The 14,830-nt window shown below is 74.4% G+C and carries 16 protein-coding genes; 4 read left to right on the top strand and 12 right to left on the bottom strand.

Annotated features, from left to right (window positions below; translation table 11 throughout):
- From E1298_RS32275 to E1298_RS49735, 7 genes are all read right to left on the bottom strand, one after another.
- A partial coding sequence (locus E1298_RS32275; protein WP_131900025.1) for a hypothetical protein occupies positions 1-889 on the bottom strand: 889 nt, incomplete at its 3' end.
- A 4-nt stretch (positions 890-893) separates the two neighbouring features.
- Positions 894-1,850: a copper transporter gene (locus E1298_RS32270; protein ID WP_131900023.1), complete on the bottom strand. Its 957-nt coding sequence runs from the start codon at positions 1,848-1,850 to the stop codon at positions 894-896.
- Positions 1,847-3,085 carry a putative cytokinetic ring protein SteA gene (gene steA, locus E1298_RS32265; RefSeq protein ID WP_131900021.1) on the bottom strand — a complete coding sequence of 413 codons (1,239 nt, stop codon included), beginning with the start codon at positions 3,083-3,085 and terminating at the stop codon, positions 1,847-1,849. Before steA ends, E1298_RS32270 begins: the two co-directional genes overlap by 4 nt.
- A gap of 112 nt (positions 3,086-3,197) precedes the next feature.
- Complete coding sequence (gene recN, locus E1298_RS32260; RefSeq protein WP_131900019.1) at positions 3,198-4,904, bottom strand: DNA repair protein RecN; 1,707 nt, start codon at positions 4,902-4,904, stop codon at positions 3,198-3,200.
- A 58-nt stretch (positions 4,905-4,962) separates the two neighbouring features.
- Positions 4,963-5,910, bottom strand: coding sequence for an NAD kinase (locus E1298_RS32255; protein WP_131900017.1), 948 nt, complete (start codon positions 5,908-5,910; stop codon positions 4,963-4,965).
- A gap of 73 nt (positions 5,911-5,983) precedes the next feature.
- A complete protein-coding gene (locus tag E1298_RS32250) occupies positions 5,984-6,787 on the bottom strand; it encodes a TlyA family RNA methyltransferase (protein WP_131900015.1) in 804 nt (267 codons plus the stop codon).
- 46 nt (positions 6,788-6,833) lie between these two features.
- Positions 6,834-7,391 carry a hypothetical protein gene (locus E1298_RS49735; RefSeq protein WP_207944963.1) on the bottom strand — a complete coding sequence of 186 codons (558 nt, stop codon included), beginning with the start codon at positions 7,389-7,391 and terminating at the stop codon, positions 6,834-6,836.
- Positions 7,392-7,505: 114 nt separating this feature from the next.
- Here E1298_RS49735 and E1298_RS32240 point away from each other — a divergent pair, with 114 nt between their 5' ends.
- A complete protein-coding gene (locus E1298_RS32240; RefSeq protein WP_131900013.1) occupies positions 7,506-7,847 on the top strand; it encodes an SCP2 sterol-binding domain-containing protein in 342 nt (113 codons plus the stop codon).
- Between the two features lie 21 nt (positions 7,848-7,868).
- Here the strand turns inward: E1298_RS32240 and E1298_RS32235 are convergent, their stop codons facing one another.
- The 3 genes from E1298_RS32235 to E1298_RS32225 all read right to left on the bottom strand — a co-directional run bounded on the left by E1298_RS32235 (position 7,869) and on the right by E1298_RS32225 (position 10,451).
- The gene (locus tag E1298_RS32235; protein WP_131900011.1) at positions 7,869-8,918 is read right to left on the bottom strand and encodes a glycerophosphodiester phosphodiesterase family protein; all 1,050 of its coding nucleotides are present in this window, start codon (positions 8,916-8,918) and stop codon (positions 7,869-7,871) included.
- A gap of 143 nt (positions 8,919-9,061) precedes the next feature.
- Positions 9,062-10,063, bottom strand: coding sequence for an HAD-IIA family hydrolase (locus E1298_RS32230; RefSeq protein WP_131900009.1), 1,002 nt, complete (start codon positions 10,061-10,063; stop codon positions 9,062-9,064).
- Positions 10,050-10,451: a tetratricopeptide repeat protein gene (locus E1298_RS32225; protein WP_131900007.1), complete on the bottom strand. Its 402-nt coding sequence runs from the start codon at positions 10,449-10,451 to the stop codon at positions 10,050-10,052. Before E1298_RS32225 ends, E1298_RS32230 begins: the two co-directional genes overlap by 14 nt.
- 154 nt (positions 10,452-10,605) lie before the next feature.
- Here E1298_RS32225 and E1298_RS32220 point away from each other — a divergent pair, with 154 nt between their 5' ends.
- The 3 genes from E1298_RS32220 to E1298_RS32210 all read left to right on the top strand — a co-directional run bounded on the left by E1298_RS32220 (position 10,606) and on the right by E1298_RS32210 (position 13,287).
- On the top strand, positions 10,606-11,937 hold the full coding sequence (locus tag E1298_RS32220) for a DUF1015 family protein (protein ID WP_131900005.1): 1,332 nt from the start codon (positions 10,606-10,608) through the stop codon (positions 11,935-11,937).
- Between the two features lie 170 nt (positions 11,938-12,107).
- Positions 12,108-12,287 (top strand): NUDIX hydrolase, encoded by a 180-nt coding sequence (locus E1298_RS32215; RefSeq protein WP_131900003.1) that lies wholly within the window; start codon positions 12,108-12,110, stop codon positions 12,285-12,287.
- A 61-nt stretch (positions 12,288-12,348) separates the two neighbouring features.
- Positions 12,349-13,287, top strand: coding sequence for an MBL fold metallo-hydrolase (locus E1298_RS32210; protein ID WP_131900001.1), 939 nt, complete (start codon positions 12,349-12,351; stop codon positions 13,285-13,287).
- A gap of 19 nt (positions 13,288-13,306) precedes the next feature.
- Here the strand turns inward: E1298_RS32210 and E1298_RS32205 are convergent, their stop codons facing one another.
- Both E1298_RS32205 and E1298_RS48615 read right to left on the bottom strand, forming a co-directional pair.
- Positions 13,307-14,473 carry an alkaline phosphatase PhoX gene (locus tag E1298_RS32205; RefSeq protein WP_207944962.1) on the bottom strand — a complete coding sequence of 389 codons (1,167 nt, stop codon included), beginning with the start codon at positions 14,471-14,473 and terminating at the stop codon, positions 13,307-13,309.
- Positions 14,474-14,645: 172 nt separating this feature from the next.
- The coding region (locus E1298_RS48615) for a hypothetical protein (protein WP_207944961.1) at positions 14,646-14,830 on the bottom strand (185 nt) is incomplete at its 5' end.

Genomic DNA, 14,830 nt, shown 5'->3' with positions numbered 1-14,830 from the left:
GAACCGCATCGACATGCTCGGGGCGGCGGCCGAGCATGTCGATGCGGTTCAGCGCCGGGGTCCGCGCGATCACCTTGGTGAAGCTGACGAACTCGCTGGCGGCGTTCAGCCCGGCGAGCCCGGCCAGCACGGCGAGCCGGGGGCCGCGGCCGAGACGGGTCGCGGCGAGGCCGAGCAGCGCGCCGAGCGCGTTGGAGCCGGTGTCGCCGAGCATCGCGCGCTCGCCGAGGTCCTCGGGCAGCAGCGCGACGGCGGCGCCGAGCGGCGCGGCGGCCACGGCGGAGCCGGACGCGGTCAGCGCCAGCGGGGTCCCGGTGATGATCCCGACCTTGATGGCGCGGCCGGGACGCAGGTCGAACAGGTTCATCAGGTTGGCGCCCCCGGCGACGATCGCGCCGTTGACCAGGGTGTCGAACGCGCGCCCGGCGCGGGTCGGGGCGGGCGACCCGGCGATCGCGGCGGCGGCGAGGCCCGTCGCGCCGATGCCCAGGATCTTCACGGCGCCGCTGGTGACCTCGCCGCGGGCGAGGGCGCCCAAATGGCCCTTGAAGCCGCGGGACGAGGCGGAGCCCGCCAGGTCGTCGTACCCGCCGAGGAGCCCGGACCCGGCGCCCGCCAGCAGCGCGGCGGCGCGCGCCCGGCCGCAAGCGCCGGGGGCCAGCAGCCCGGCCGCGGCGGCGCCCGCCACGAACGCGGGCCCCTCCAGCAGCGTCACCGGCTCGCCGCGGTGGTTGGTGCGCCCCCACACCTCCTCGCCCGGCAGCCCGTTGAGCCCCGGGGGGCGGCGCGTCAGCGCGGCGTAGGCGGCGCGCGCGGCGGCGGCGCCCAGCGCGGTGCCGGCCAGCAGCCGCACGCCCCGCGCCGGGCCGGCGGCGATGCGTCGGTTCATCAGGTCACCCGTTCTTCCCCACCGTGGGCGCGGGCGAGGGCAGGTAGCCGCTCGCGCCGGCGCCCGTCCCGTACTGTCCGGACTTGCCGCCCAGCTCGTCCTGCAGCGCCAGGATCGTCGCGACCTGCCCGGACGAGGTGTCCACCGTGTCGACGGCGGAGACCTCCTCCTTGGCGTCGGAGCCGCGCAGCGCCGCGATCAGCCCGCCCTCCCGGGCGGACGTGGCCGGGCCTCCGACGACCGTACCGCGATCGGCGGCGTCCAGTGCGGTGGCCAGCGAGATCAGCGCCTTGTTGTCGTCGCCGCCGCCGTCGTAGGCGTAGGCGCTGGACGGCGCCACCAGGATCGCGAGGGTGGCGTGCTGGCCCGGCTTGCCGCTGGTGGTGACGTACCCGCCCTCCTTGAAGCTGTTCAGGACGGCGCCGCCGGTGGCGTCCTCGCGGCCGCTCTTGGCGGCGTCCCGTGTGACGACCGCGCCGGCCAGCACCGCGCCGGCCTTGGCGTAGGGGCCCGCGTCCGCCGGGAACTCCACGCCCTCGGACTTGAGCTGGTCGGCGAGCTCGTTCAGGGTGTGCTGCTCGTCGTCCTCGAAGAACTTCTTCTGGACGGTGACGCGGCCGGTCACGGCGCCGCCCGCGTTCTTGACCAGCTCGCTGAGCCGCTCGATGCCGTCGTTGCCGGCGCCGGGCGTCTCGAACAGCACCACGGACTGGCCCTTGAGCCGGTTCGCGACGAACTGCGGGGCCAGCCCGGCGGCGAACTGCTCCTCCCCCTTCAGCTGGCCCTGCATCTGGCGCTGCGCGAGCCGGGCGTCCTGGGCCGTCCTGGCCGCGGAGTTGGCCTGCTGGCGCAGCGTGTCGCTCACCGAGTCCGACAGGGTGGTGGAGCCCAGCACGATGCCGAGCGCCAGCGCGAGGAAGATCGCGACGATGGAGACGAGGTGGTAGCGGAAATCGATCACGTGAAGAGTCCGGTCAGCCAGAAGACGAAGGCGTGCCAGCGGTCGGCGAGCAGGGGACTGATGACGTCCCCCGCCGGTGACATGGCGACGGCGGTGACGATGGCGACGAACGCGCCGAGGACGAGGAACAGCAGCGACCAGGTGGAGATCCGGCTGCGGTAGAGCCGGCTGACGCCCTTGGCGTCGACGAGCTTGCTGCCCACCCGCAGCCGGGTGAGGAAGGTGCTGGCCATGCCGGCGCGGCCCTTGTCGAGGAACTCCACCATGTTGGCGTGCGTGCCGACCGCGACGATGAGCGTGGCGCCCTTGTCGTCGGCGAGCAGCATCGCGATGTCCTCGCTGGTGGCGGTGGCGGGGAACACCACCGCCTCGGTGCCGAGCTCGTGCACCCGCTTCAGGCCCGGCGCCCGTCCGTCCCGGTAGGCGTGCACGACGATCTCCGCGCCGCAGGTCAGCGCGTCGTCGGACACCGAGTCCATGTCGCCGACGATCATGTCGGGGCGGTAGCCGGCCTCCAGCAGCGCGTCGGCGCCGCCGTCCACCCCGATCAGGACGGGACGGTACTCGCGGATGTAGGGCCGCAGGGTCGCGATGTCCTCGCGGTAGTGGTAGCCGCGGACCACGATCAGCGCGTGCCGCCCGGCGATCTTGGTGGTCACCTCGGGGACGCCGACGCCGTCGATGAGCAGGTCGCGCTCGCGCTTGACGTACTCCATCGTGTTGGCGACGAACGCCTCCAGCTGGCTGGCAAGGCCCGCCTTGGCCTCGGTCAGCGCCGTCTCGACGGTCTCGGCGGTCTGCGCGGTGCCCTTCGCGACGACCTCGTCGCCGCGATGGACCGCGGAGTCCTCGACGCGGACCTGGTCGCCCTCGGCGAGCTTGGTGAAGATCTCCGGGCCGACGTCGTCCAGCAGCGGGATGCCGGCCTCGATGAGGATCTGCGGGCCGAGGTTGGGGTAGCGGCCCGAGATGCTCGGCGCGACGTTGACCACGGCGCCGACCCCGCACGACACCAGCGCCTCGGCGCTGACGCGGTCGAGGTCGACATGGTCGATCACGGCGACCTCGCCGGGCTGGAGCCGCTTGGTCAGGTCCTTGGTGCGGCGGTCGAGCCGGGCGACGGCGTTGACGCCCGTCCGGCCGTCGTCGCGGCCGCGGCCCAGCGCGAGCACGCGCCGCGGCAGCCGCAGCGCCGGCCGGACGCGTCGCTCAGAGGTGGGAGACGGGTCTTTCATCGCCTGCCATCCTGCCAGAGCACGGGAGCAAACATCGGCAGGGACGGGCGGCGAGGCGTGTCCGTTCGCGCACCCTCTGTAGTTTTCAAGCCCCCGAGCCCCCTTCGCCCGATCAGCCTTCCTCGGCCGCCATCGCCAGCAGCTCCTCGGCGTGCGCGCGCCCGAGCTCGGAGTCCTCCAGGCCGGCGAGCATCCGCGACAGCTCCCGGACGCGCCCCTCGCGGTCCAGGGCGGTGACGCCGCTGCGGGTGACGGTGCCGTCGTCGGACTTCTCCACCATCAGATGCTGGTCGGCGAACGCGGCCACCTGCGGCAGGTGCGTCACGACGATCACCTGCGCGTTGCGGGCCAGCCGGGCGAGCCGCCGCCCGATCTCCACCGCCGCCTTCCCGCCGACCCCCGCGTCCACCTCGTCGAACACGAACGTCGGGACCGGGTCGGCGCCCGCGAACACCACCTCGATCGCCAGCATCACCCGCGACAGCTCGCCGCCCGAGGCGCCCTTGTGCAGCGGCAGCGGCTGCGAGCCGGGGTGCGGCGCGAGCCGGACCTCCACCTCGTCGATCCCGTGCGGGCCGTAGTCGCCGGTCGGGCTGACGGTCACCTCGACCCGCGCGTGCGGCATCGCCAGCGCCGTCAGCTCGCCGGTGACGGCGCCGGAGAACCGCTCGGCGGCGCGCGAGCGCACCGCCGTCAGCTCGGCCGCCTCGGCGGCCAGCCGTTCGGTCAGCTCCGCGTGCTCGGACCACAGCTCGTCGATGCGGTCGTCGTCGCCCTCCAGCTCGGCGAGCCGCGCCGCCGAGCGCCGCGACCACTCCAGCACCTCCGTGACCGTCCCCTCCGCCCCTCCGTACTTGCGGGTCAGCGAGGTCAGCTCGGCCCGCCGCTCCTGGGCCGCCGCCAGGCGCGCCGGGTCGGCGTCGACGGACTCGGCGTAGGACGCGAGGTCGGTGGCGACGTCCGAGACCAGGTAGCCCGCCTCGGCGAGCCGGTCGGCGAGCGCGGCCAGCTCCGGATCGTGCTCGCGGACGACCTCCAGCGCGTTGCGGGCCGTCCCGAGCAGGCTCACCACGTTCGCGGCCTCGAACGCCGCGGTGGCGTCGCCCAGCAGCGCCTCGTGCGCGGTGTCGGCCGCGCCGTGCAGCGCGTCGGCGTGCCCGAGCCGCTCCTCCTCGGCGGCGAGCGCGACGTCCTCGCCGTCCTTGGGATCGGCCTTCTCGATCTCCCGCAGGCCGAAGCGCAGCACCTCGGCCTCCTGCGCGCGCTCCCGCGCCCGCGTGGTCAGCTCGTCCAGCAGCGCGCTGACCTGGCGGTGCCGCTGGTACGCCTTGGTGTAGGCGCGCATCGGCTTGGTCAGCGCGCCGCCCGCGTACCGGTCGAGCGCGCCGCGCTGCCGCGCCGACTGCAGCAGCCGCTGCTGGTCGGACTGCCCGTGCACGGCCACCAGGTCGTCCGCCAGGTTGATCAGCAGGCTGACCGGGACGGACCGGCCGCCGAGGAACGCGCGCGAGCGCCCCTCCGCCGACACCGACCGGGTGATGATCAGCGCGCCGTCGTCCAGGTCGCCGCCCGCCTCCTCGACCCGCTCGACCACGCGGCCGCCCGGGTCGACGACGATCCGGCCCTCCACCGTGGCGCGGTCGGCGCCCGGCCTGACCCGCTGCGGGTCGGCGCGGCCGCCGAACAGCAGCCCCAGGCTCGTGACCACCATGGTCTTGCCGGCCCCGGTCTCACCGGTCACGACGTTGAAGCCCGGCGACAGATCGAGCACGGCCTCGTCGATCACACCGAGGCCCTGGATCCGCACCTCATCGACCATCGGACGCACCAGCGTCACAACCCTCCGCAAACAGATCACCGATCGGCGCCTGTGGAGATTATCCCCTCTGCCCGTCCGGTACCGCCTCCCCGTCCGTGGGCGGCGACGGATGCGCGGGCTGCCTGACCCGCCCGCGCCAGCCCGTCACGGGCAGCCCGAACTTGGTGACCAGCCGGTCGGTGAACGGCGTCAGGTGCAGGCGGGCGAGCCGCACCGGCACCGCCCCCCTGCGCACCTCCACCCGCGCGCCCGGCGGCAGGTCGAGCGTGCGGCGCCCGTCGCACCACAGGACGGCGCGGGGCGTGCCCCGCTGCACCTCGACCGCCACCAGCGACCGCGGCGACACCACCAGCGGCCGGGAGAACAGCGAGTGCGCGCTGATCGGGACGACCAGCATCGCCTCCACCTCCGGCCACACCACCGGCCCGCCCGCCGAGAACGCGTACGCGGTGGACCCGGTGGGTGTGGCGCACACCACCCCGTCGCAGCCCCAGCTCGACAGCGGGCGGCCGTCGATCTCGGCGACGACCTCCAGCATCCGCTCCCGTTCGGCCTTCTCGATGCTCGCCTCGTTCAGCGCCCACGTGGTCCCCGTCACCGAGCCGTTGCGCCGGACGGTGACGTCGATCGTCATCCGCTCCTCGACGTCGTAGCGCCGCTCGACGACCCGGTCGACGGTGGCGGCCAGATCGTCCCGCTCGGCCTCGGCGAGGAACCCGACGTGCCCGAGGTTGACGCCGAGCAGCGGCGTGCCCGACGTGCGGGTCAGGTCGGCCGCGCGCAGCAGCGTCCCGTCCCCGCCGAGCACCATGACCACCTCGGCATCCTCCGCCGCTACGGCCCCCGGCACGGCGTCCGCGCCCGCGCAGCCGATGTCGGGGGCCTCGCCGTCCAGCACCCGCACCGCGATCCCGGCCTCACTGAGCCGCTCGATGACCAACTGCGCGCTGCGGACCGCCTCCGGCCGCCCGGTGTGCGCAACGACCAGCACCGACCTTCCGCTCATACCCTCGCTCCACTCCGGTGTACGGCTGCCCTCTGTACAAACGCTCTTTGTACGGCCGCCGCCCCGCGGGCGCTCATTGCGGGCCTTCCGCGATCGCTTCGGCCAGGTCGGCCTCGTCCAGCGGCGGGGCCCCGGCGCGCAGCCACAGGAAGTACTCCACGTTCCCCGACGGGCCCGGCAGCGGGCTCGCCGCCACGCCCAGCACGCCCAGTCCCAGTGTGCGCGCGTGCTCGGCCACCCCGCGCACCGCGTCCGCGCGCAGCTCCGGGTCGCGCACCACCCCGCCCGCGCCGACCCGGTCCTTGCCGACCTCGAACTGCGGCTTCACCATGATCGCGTAGTCGGCGTCCGGGGCCGCGCACCGGCGCACCGGATCGAGGACGAGCTTCAGCGAGATGAACGACAAGTCGCCCACCACGACCCCCGGCGGCGCCTCCCCGAGCATCTCCGGCGTCAGCTCGCGGATGTTGACCCGCTCCAGCACGGTGACCCGCTCGTCGGTCCGCAGCGACCAGGCGATCTGCCCGTACCCGACGTCGACCGCGTACACGTGCGCCGCGCCCGCGCGCAGCAGCACGTCGGTGAACCCGCCGGTCGAGGCGCCCGCGTCCAGGCAGCGCCGCCCCTCCACCGCGAGCCCGGCGAACCTCTCCAGCGCGCCCGCGAGCTTGTGCCCGCCGCGCGAGACGTACTCCGGGCCCCGGTCCGTCTCGTCCACCACGATGGCGGCCCCGGTCTCGACCTGCGTGGCCGCCTTGGCCGCCCGCTGCCCGCCGACCCGCACCCGCCCGTCGCCGATGAGCTGCGCGGCGTGCTCGCGCGACCGCGCCAGCCTGCGCCGCACCAGCTCGGCGTCCAGCCGGCGCCTGGCGCTCATCGCCCCGGCTCCGCCCGGCGGGCGCCCGTCCCGCGCGCCGCCCGGCTCACGCGGTGCTTCCGGGACGGGGACGCAGAGCGTCGGGGAAGCCCGGCCGCGGCGCCCCGGCCTGTCGCGGCGGCTGGCCCGGGCGCGGGGCCTGGCCCGGGCGCGGCGCCTCGGCTTGTCGCGGCGGCTGGCCCGGACGCGGCGCCCTGGCCTGTCTCGACGCCTCAGCCTGTCGCGGCGCCTCGGCCTGCTCGGCCTGCTCGGCCTGCTCGGCCTGCTCGGCCTGCTCGGCCTGCTCGGCCTGCTCGGCCTGCTCGGCCTGCTCGGCCTGCTCGGCCTGGTCGGCCTGGTCGGCCGCCGCGAGCAGTTCCTGGAGCCGCTGGTGGACGTCCTCGAAGATCTCCACATGCTCGGACACCGACCGCCCGCCGAGCTCGCCCAGCCGCGCCACGGCGGCGTCGACCCGCGGATCGCCCGTGGGCTCGGGCGGCGCCCCGGCCGGGAATTCCTCCACGGCCTCGTCCGCGCCCCCAGGCACGCCCTCACCCGCGCCCACAGGCGCGGCACCAGGCGCGGGCCGCCCCTGGACGGGCCCGTCCGCGGCCTCGTCGGACATCACGTTTACCTCCCAGTGGCCCCCGAGCGCGCGTAACGGGTCGCCTCGGGCTCAGCCAGAACGCTACCGTCCCATTGCGACAGCGGTGTCGACCGAACGGGGAACGGCCTGACCATGGCGAACGAGGAGGACTGCCGGGCGGCGCTCGGCCTGATCGCCGAGCGCATGGCGGACGTGGACGCCGAGCGCCTCGCCGAGCACGTCGTCGAGCGGACGGTCAGCTGCCGGATCCCTGATCTCGGCGTGGCCTTCCGGACGCGGCTCCACGCGGGTGGGCTGGACCCCTTCGAGCCCGACGAGGAGCCGAAGGCCGCGCAGGTCCGGCTCGTCGTGGGCAGCGACGACCTGGTCGCGCTGGCCCGCGACGAGCTGAGCCCTGCCAAGGCGTGGGCGTCCGGGCGCCTCAAGATCGAGGCGAGCATCTTCGACCTGCTCAGGCTGCGCAGGATCCTGTGATCGCCGCGCGGGATCCTGTGGTCACCGGGGGCGGTAGGCGCGGGGCAGGGCCAGGCCGCGGGCGGCCATGACGCCGCGGAGGCGGTCGGGGTAGTCGGTGATAAGGCCGTCCACGCCGTCGTCGATGAGCTTGTCCATGGTGGGCGCGTCGTCCACCGTCCAGGGGATCACCTTCAAGCCGAGGCAGTGCGCGCGCGCCACCATCGCCTTGGTGACGTAGGGGCGGTAGCCGGGGTCGGTGACCTTGCCGTTCTGGGGGAAGCCGTGCACGGGCGAGAACGCCGACGCGCCGAACGACCGGACGGCCGTGAGGGGGTCGCCGCCGAAGTCGTCGATGTCGATCCCGCCCAGCCACGGCGACCTGCCCGGCTGCCCGGTCTGGAGGAAGTCGTAGTTCGTCAGCGCGACGAGGGGCAGCCTCGACTCCACCTGGCGCATGCGCATGAGGGCGCCCCAGTCGAAGCTTTGGATCGTGACTTGGCGCAGCAGGCGCGCGCGCTGGACCTCCCGGGCCGTGACGCGGACGAACTGCTCGCGCGGCGCCGTCTCGTTGGGCGCGCCTGCCTCCACCTTGGTCTCGACGTTCAGCCTCACCCCGTGGGCCCGGTACCTGCGGACGAGCCCGAACACCTCGCTGAGCAGCGGCATCCTCGCGCCCGGCGCGGCCTTCTGGCCGGGGAAGTCAGGGAGCGTCCGCGAGCCGCAGTCCAGCGTGCGCACCTGCTTGAGAGCGAGGGTGTTGACGTACTTCCCGGCGTAGGGGTACTCGGGGTCGCCGGGCGCGGCCGGGCCGGTGTCCTGGCACTTGGACGGGTTGACCCTGCGGTCGTGGGTGACGACGGCCCGCCCGTCCTCGGTGATCTGGACGTCCAGTTCGAGGGTGCTCACCCCCAGTTCCAGGGCGTTCGCGAAGGCGGGCAGGGTGCTCTCGACGACGAGCCCCAGGCCGCCCCGGTGGGCCTGGAGATCGAACCGCCGGTGCTTGCCGCCCGCCGCGAGCGCGGGCCCCGCCGTTGCCGCGAGGGTCCCCGTCAGGCCCGCCACCAGGGCCGTACGACGCCAGCCGCTCATGGCTCACTTCCCTTCCGTGTCCAGCGGAACCGCTGATGCGGCCCGCCGGACACGGTCGGGCTCCGGCACGGCGCCCGGGAGTGCGCACGATGGTCACCGGGCGAACGATCGGTGTCGGCCGGTGGAACTTGCCTGGCCGGAGGTCAGAGGGAGAGGGATTCCAGGGCGCCGGTGAGGGCGTCGGGGGGTGCCGGGGCGTCGGTCTGCCAGGCGGCGGACGCGAGGGCGCGGAGGCCGTCGAACGGGTCGCCGGACCCGGTGACGGTGAAGCGGCCGCCGTCCCGCCGGGCCATCCAGCCCCGGCAGCGGTGGCCGTCGCCGTCGCGCTCGGGCACCGGGTGCGGGACGAGCAGGCCGCCCAGGTCGGGCGCCATATAGGTGGGGCGCTGTTCGGGCGACGCGGTGAGGGCCTGGAGGTGGCCGGTCACGCCGGTGAAGACGAGGAGGCTGTCGGCGCCGCCGTTGCGGGCGCCCTCGATGTCGGTGTCGAGGCGGTCGCCGACCACGAGCGGACGCCGCGCGCCGGTGCGGCGGATCGACTCCTGGTGCAGGGGGCGCTCGGGCTTGCCCGTGATGACCGGGTCGACGCCGGTCGCCGAGCTGATCACCTTGAGCAGCGCGCCGTTCCCGGGATGCGGCGGCCCCTCCCCGCCGGGGATCGTCAAGTCGCCGTTCGAGGCCACGAACAGCGCCCCCGCGCTGACCGCCTGCGCGCCCTCCGACAGCAGGTCGTAGGCGATGCCGGGGGCGAAGCCCTGGACGACCGCGGCGGGACGCTCGGACGCGACGGACACGGGCCGGAGCCCCTGCGCGTGCAGCGCCTGCCGCAGGCCCATCCCGCCCACCACGAGCACCTTCGCCCCGGCGGGCAGCCGCTCGGCCAGCAGCCGGGCGGCGGCCTGCGCGGACGTCACGACATCGTCTGGGCTCGCCGGGACGCCCACATCGGTGAGCAGCGCCGCGACCGCCGACGGGGTGCGGGAGGCGTTGTTGGTCACGAACGCCAGCCGCTGCCCCGCCGCGCGGGCCTTGGCGAGGGACTCCGCCGCGGCCGGCACCGGACGGCGGCCGACGTACACGACCCCGTCCAGGTCGAGCAGAGCGACGTCGTACGCCTCGCTCAGGGGACGGTCACTGCCCTTCATCGCGCTCCTCCGCGTCGGGGGTGGGGCGGCGGCGGGATTCGAGGGTCGCCCTGGCGTGCCGCAGCGCCCGCGTGTAGTCCTGGTTGTCGGGACGCATGGCCGCCGCGAGCGCCAGATGCTCGACCGCGCCCTCGAGGTCGCCCATCCGGCTGAGCGCCAGGCCCAGGCCGAACCGCGCGTAGTCCTCGGCGGGCTCCTCCTCGACGATCCCGCGGAAGCTCTCGGCCGCCTCGCCGAACAGCCGCGCCCCGAACTGCGCCCGCCCGAGGGCCTCGCGGATACTGTGCGAGCCCGGCTCGGCGTCCGCCGCCCGGATCAGGAGCTGCAGCGCGGCGGACGCGCTGCCCGACCGGAGCAGCTCCAGGCCCCGCGTGTACCACTCGTACACGCCGCCTTCGGGTTCTGCGGCATGCCCGCCCGGGGCGTCTCCGGGGGAATCCTCCGATCGTCCTGGTCCTTGCACATCCAACGTGGACCTCCCCTCGCACTCTGATCGCTACGACGGTACCCGGACCGCGCGCGGGCGCCCGTCTGTGATTACCATGCCCACAGTGGACGACGACCTCCCCTCCGGGCTCGGGCCGGAAGAGTTCAGCGCAAGGATCTTCGGGACGGCGGGACCGCGGGGCGGTGGCGGCCTGGAACTGGCCCCGTTCCGAGGTGTCCGCTTCGTCCCCGAGGTGGTCGGCGACCTGGCCTCGGTGACCATGCCCCCGTACGACCTGATCGACGAGGCCGGCGTGCTGCGGCTGATGGGCAACGGCGGCCACAACATCGTCCGGCTGAACATGCCGCGCGCCGCGGGCGAGAGCTACCGCGAAGCGGGCGCGCTGCTGCGCCGGTGGCTGGACGAGGGCGCGCTCGCGATCGACCCCGAGCCGGCCCTATACGTCTACGAGGCGGCGGACGCGGACGGGGGCGTCCTGCAGCGCGGGCTCATCGGCGCCCTCGGGCTGCGGGCGGAGGCCGACGGGGTGGTGCTACCGCACGAGAACGTCTTCCCCGGCCCGGTCCGCGACCGGCTGGCGCTGATGACCGCCGCCCGCGCCAACCTGGAGCCGATCTTCCTGGTCTACCAGGGCGGCGGCGACGCCGCCCGGATCGTCGACGGCGCGGGCGCGGCGCCCCCGCTGGTGGAGTTCCGAACGGAGGACGGCCTGACGCACCGCCTGTGGCGGATCGCCGACCCGTCGCTGCACGCGCGCGTCGCCGCGGACCTGCGCGGCCGGCAGGCCCTCATCGCCGACGGCCACCACCGCTACGCCACCTACCGCGCCCTTCAGGCCCGCCACCACGCCGCCGGGGACGGCCCCGGCCCCTGGGACCAGGGCCTGGCCCTCCTCGTCGACTCCACGCGCTATCCGCCGCACCTGGGCGCGATCCACCGCGTCCTGCCGGGTCTGCGCCCGGACGTCGCCGTCGAGCGCGCCCGGGGCGTCTTCCGCGTCACCGAGCCGGACGACGAGGCCGCCGCGCTGCGGGCGCTCGCCGAGGCGCCGGGCCCCGCGTTCCTGCTCGGCGGCGGCGACCGCCCGCGGCTGCTCACCCACCCCGACCCGGCCCGCCTCGCGCGGGCGATGCCGCCGGACCACTCCACCCGCTGGTGCGGGCTCGACACGGCCGTCCTCGACCGCCTGCTCATCGGCGGCGTCTGGGGCATCCCCGAGAACGAGGACGCCATCGAGGTCGTCCACGACGACCCGGCCGCCGCCATCGCGCGCGCCCGACGCACCGGCGGCACCGCCGTCGTCCTGAACCCCCTCAAGGTGGAGGACGTTCTGGCCGTCGCGGGCGAGGGCGAGCGGGTCCCCCGCAAATCCACCTCGTTCGGCCCGAAGCCCCGAACCGGCCTCGTCCTTCGGTTGCTGTGTTAATTGCAGTGCCCTTGGCGTCGGGCCTTGGCGGCCCTCCTTCGGCGGACACTGCGGCGATCGCTGCATCGCTCCGACTCGCCCAGGGGCTCGCTGCGCGATCAGGTTCTTGCTTCGCTCGAACCTGGCTTCGCACGCGATCGCAACGCTGAGGTTGTCGACGCTGGGGCTTAATGCGTTTACCTGTCGGGCGGCAGCGCGAGCCCGGCGGGGTGGACGCGGGCGCCCTCGTCCGCGAGATCAGGGAGGAGGTGGCCGTCGCGCTCGTTCCGGACATGATCGTCCATCTCGGCACCTGGGAGGCCCACCCGGACGGCGGGCACCCGGACGGCGTCACCGCGCGGATGACCTGACGCCGGGCACGTGGCCTGACGCGGGTGGCACGTGGGGGCGCTGGGGACGATGATCAGGGGCATGGACACCACGACCACGGTCACGCCGCTCGGCGGTGACGTCTACGAGATCGACACGCGTATGGCGGGCTTCGCCGGGATCACCGCCGGGTACCTGATCCTGTCCGACCGGCCCTGCCTCGTGGAGCCGGGCACGGCCGGGTCGGCGCCGATCGTGCGGCGGGCGCTCACGGAGCTGGGCGTCGGGCCCGCGGACCTGGCGAGCGTCGTCGTGACGCACATCCACCTCGACCACGCGGGCGGCGTCGGCGACATCGCCCGGATGTACCCGCAGGCGGAGGTCGTCGTCCACGAGAAGGGCGCGCGGCACCTCGCCAGCCCCGAGCGGCTCATGCGCAGCGCCCGGATGGTGTACGGCGACAGCCTCGACACCCTGTTCGGCGAGCTCAGGCCGACGGACGCCGCGCGGATCCGCGCCGTCCAGGACACCGGCGTGGTCGACCTCGGCGGCGGGCGGCGGCTGGAGTCGCACTACTCCCCCGGGCACGCCAAGCACCACGTCGGGCTGATGGACTCCCAGACCGGCGACCTGTACGTGGGCGACGCCGCCGGGATCTACATCCCCGAGACGGCGGACGTCCGCCCCGCGACGCCGCCGCCGGACTTCGACCTGGACACGGCCCTGAAGTCGCTCGGCAGGTTCCGGGCGCTCGGCCCGCAGCGGCTGCTGTTCGCACACTACGGGCCCGTCTCGGAGGTGGACGACACGCTGGAACGGTCCGCCGAGGAACTGCGGGTCTGGGTGGACGCGGTGCGGGACGCCCAGGACCAGGACCTCGACCTCGACCACGCCGTCGCGATGGTGGTGGACCGCACGAAGGACCGCTACGCCATCACGCGCGAGGACGTCGACCCGGAGCTCGTCGCCAAGTACGAGGTCCTCAACAGCGCCGAGAGCAACGTCGCCGGGATCATGCACGCCCTCGACCGGCACGCGTGACGGCCGGTCCCCCCGAGGGTCAGCGGCGGAACGGGCCCCGCACCTCGAAGGTGACGCCGTCCGTCCCGGCGGCGACCCCGCTCTTGCCGCGCTGGGACGAGAAGTACAGCCGGGACCCGTCGGGGCTGAACGCGGGCCCGGTGATCTCCGACTTGTCGTGCCCCAGAAGCCGCAGGAACGGCGTCACGACCCCCGCCGGAGTGATGAGGTTGGTCTCCATGTCGCCGCCGTCCTCGGCCACGTACAGGTCCCCCGACGAGGTTCCGGTCACGTTGTCGACGCCCCGCAGCGGCGGCTCGCCACCGGTCACCAGGTCGTCGTCGTAGGCCAGATCGAGCCGTTCGGCGGACGCGTCATACGCCCACACCCGGTTGTCGCCCTTGGTGGTGAAATAGCAGACGCCGCCCGTGTAATAGCAGCCCTCCCCGCCGTCGAAGCGCATCGCGCCCGGAACCTGCCGGCGTGTCGGCGTGATCCAGAGCTGCGGGTCCGGCACCCGCGTCCAGCGGACCGCGCCCGTCCCGGAACCGATCAGCACCTCCAGCGTCCCCGCCGAGAGATCGCCCCAGTCGTTCGGACGGAACCGGTAGAAGCAGCCGTCCGGCTGGTCCTCGGTGAGGTAGACGACCTTGCGCTCGGGATCGGCCGCCGCGGCCTCGTGCTTGAAGCGCCCCATCGCGGGCCGGGACGTCGCGGGCTTCTCCCCGCGCGGATCCGTCTCGTGCACCAGGCCGTAGTCGTGCTCCTCGCACGACAGCCACGTGTTCCACGGCGTCGCGCCGCCCGCGCAGTTGAGCGTGGTCCCGTTCAGGATCCGGTACGCCGACGCCACCTTTCCGGACGCGTCGAACCGCACCGCCGACACGCCGCCCACCAGCGGCACCTCGGAGTTGCTCACATAAATCCAGCCGTCGCCGTCGCGGAAGCAGGCCCCGCCGTCCGGGGCCGGATGCCACGTGTGGCGCGTCCCGTCCACTCGCTGGAGCGAGCGCGCCACGACCCGTCCGACGAAACCCTCCGGAAGCCGGAGGCCGTTGGCGTCCGCCGCGTGCAGCGGACCGTACGGGCTGGGCCCCGGCTGCGCGGGCCCTACCGCGAAGGCCGCCTGCCAGACGGCGCCGGAAAAGGCGGTCGTACCACCGGCGACGGCCGTGGCCCGCAGGAAGGTGCGTCGATTCAGGGGCATGGGCGCTCCTCAGGACTCCACCAGGGATCGCGATGGAGTCGATCACCACCGGACGGATCCGGCGCCCCCCAAACGGCACAATCCCGTGAATATCCGGTGAAACGTCCAGCCCGTCAAGCCCTGGGCCCGGCCCGTCCTCGGCCGGATCGTCCTGCTCCGCCCGCCCGTCCCGTCACCCTGCGGGCGGCCGCTCCTCGTCCGCCTCCTCGACGTCCTCCACCTCGGCCTGCTTGGGCTCCAGGAAGAGCATCGGCGCCTCCGGCGCATCTTCCTCTGCGGGCGGCTCCACGACCTCGGGAGAGGCAGGCTTGAACTCAATGGCCGTCGCCGCCACGACCTCCAGCCCCCCTTCGCCCC

Source organism: Actinomadura rubrisoli (genome assembly GCF_004349215.1).
In the GTDB taxonomy this organism is placed as follows: Bacteria; Actinomycetota; Actinomycetes; order Streptosporangiales; family Streptosporangiaceae; genus Spirillospora; species Spirillospora rubrisoli.
The sequence above is the reverse complement of the archived record's forward strand: the minus strand, read 5'-3'. Positions and strand labels throughout refer to the sequence as shown.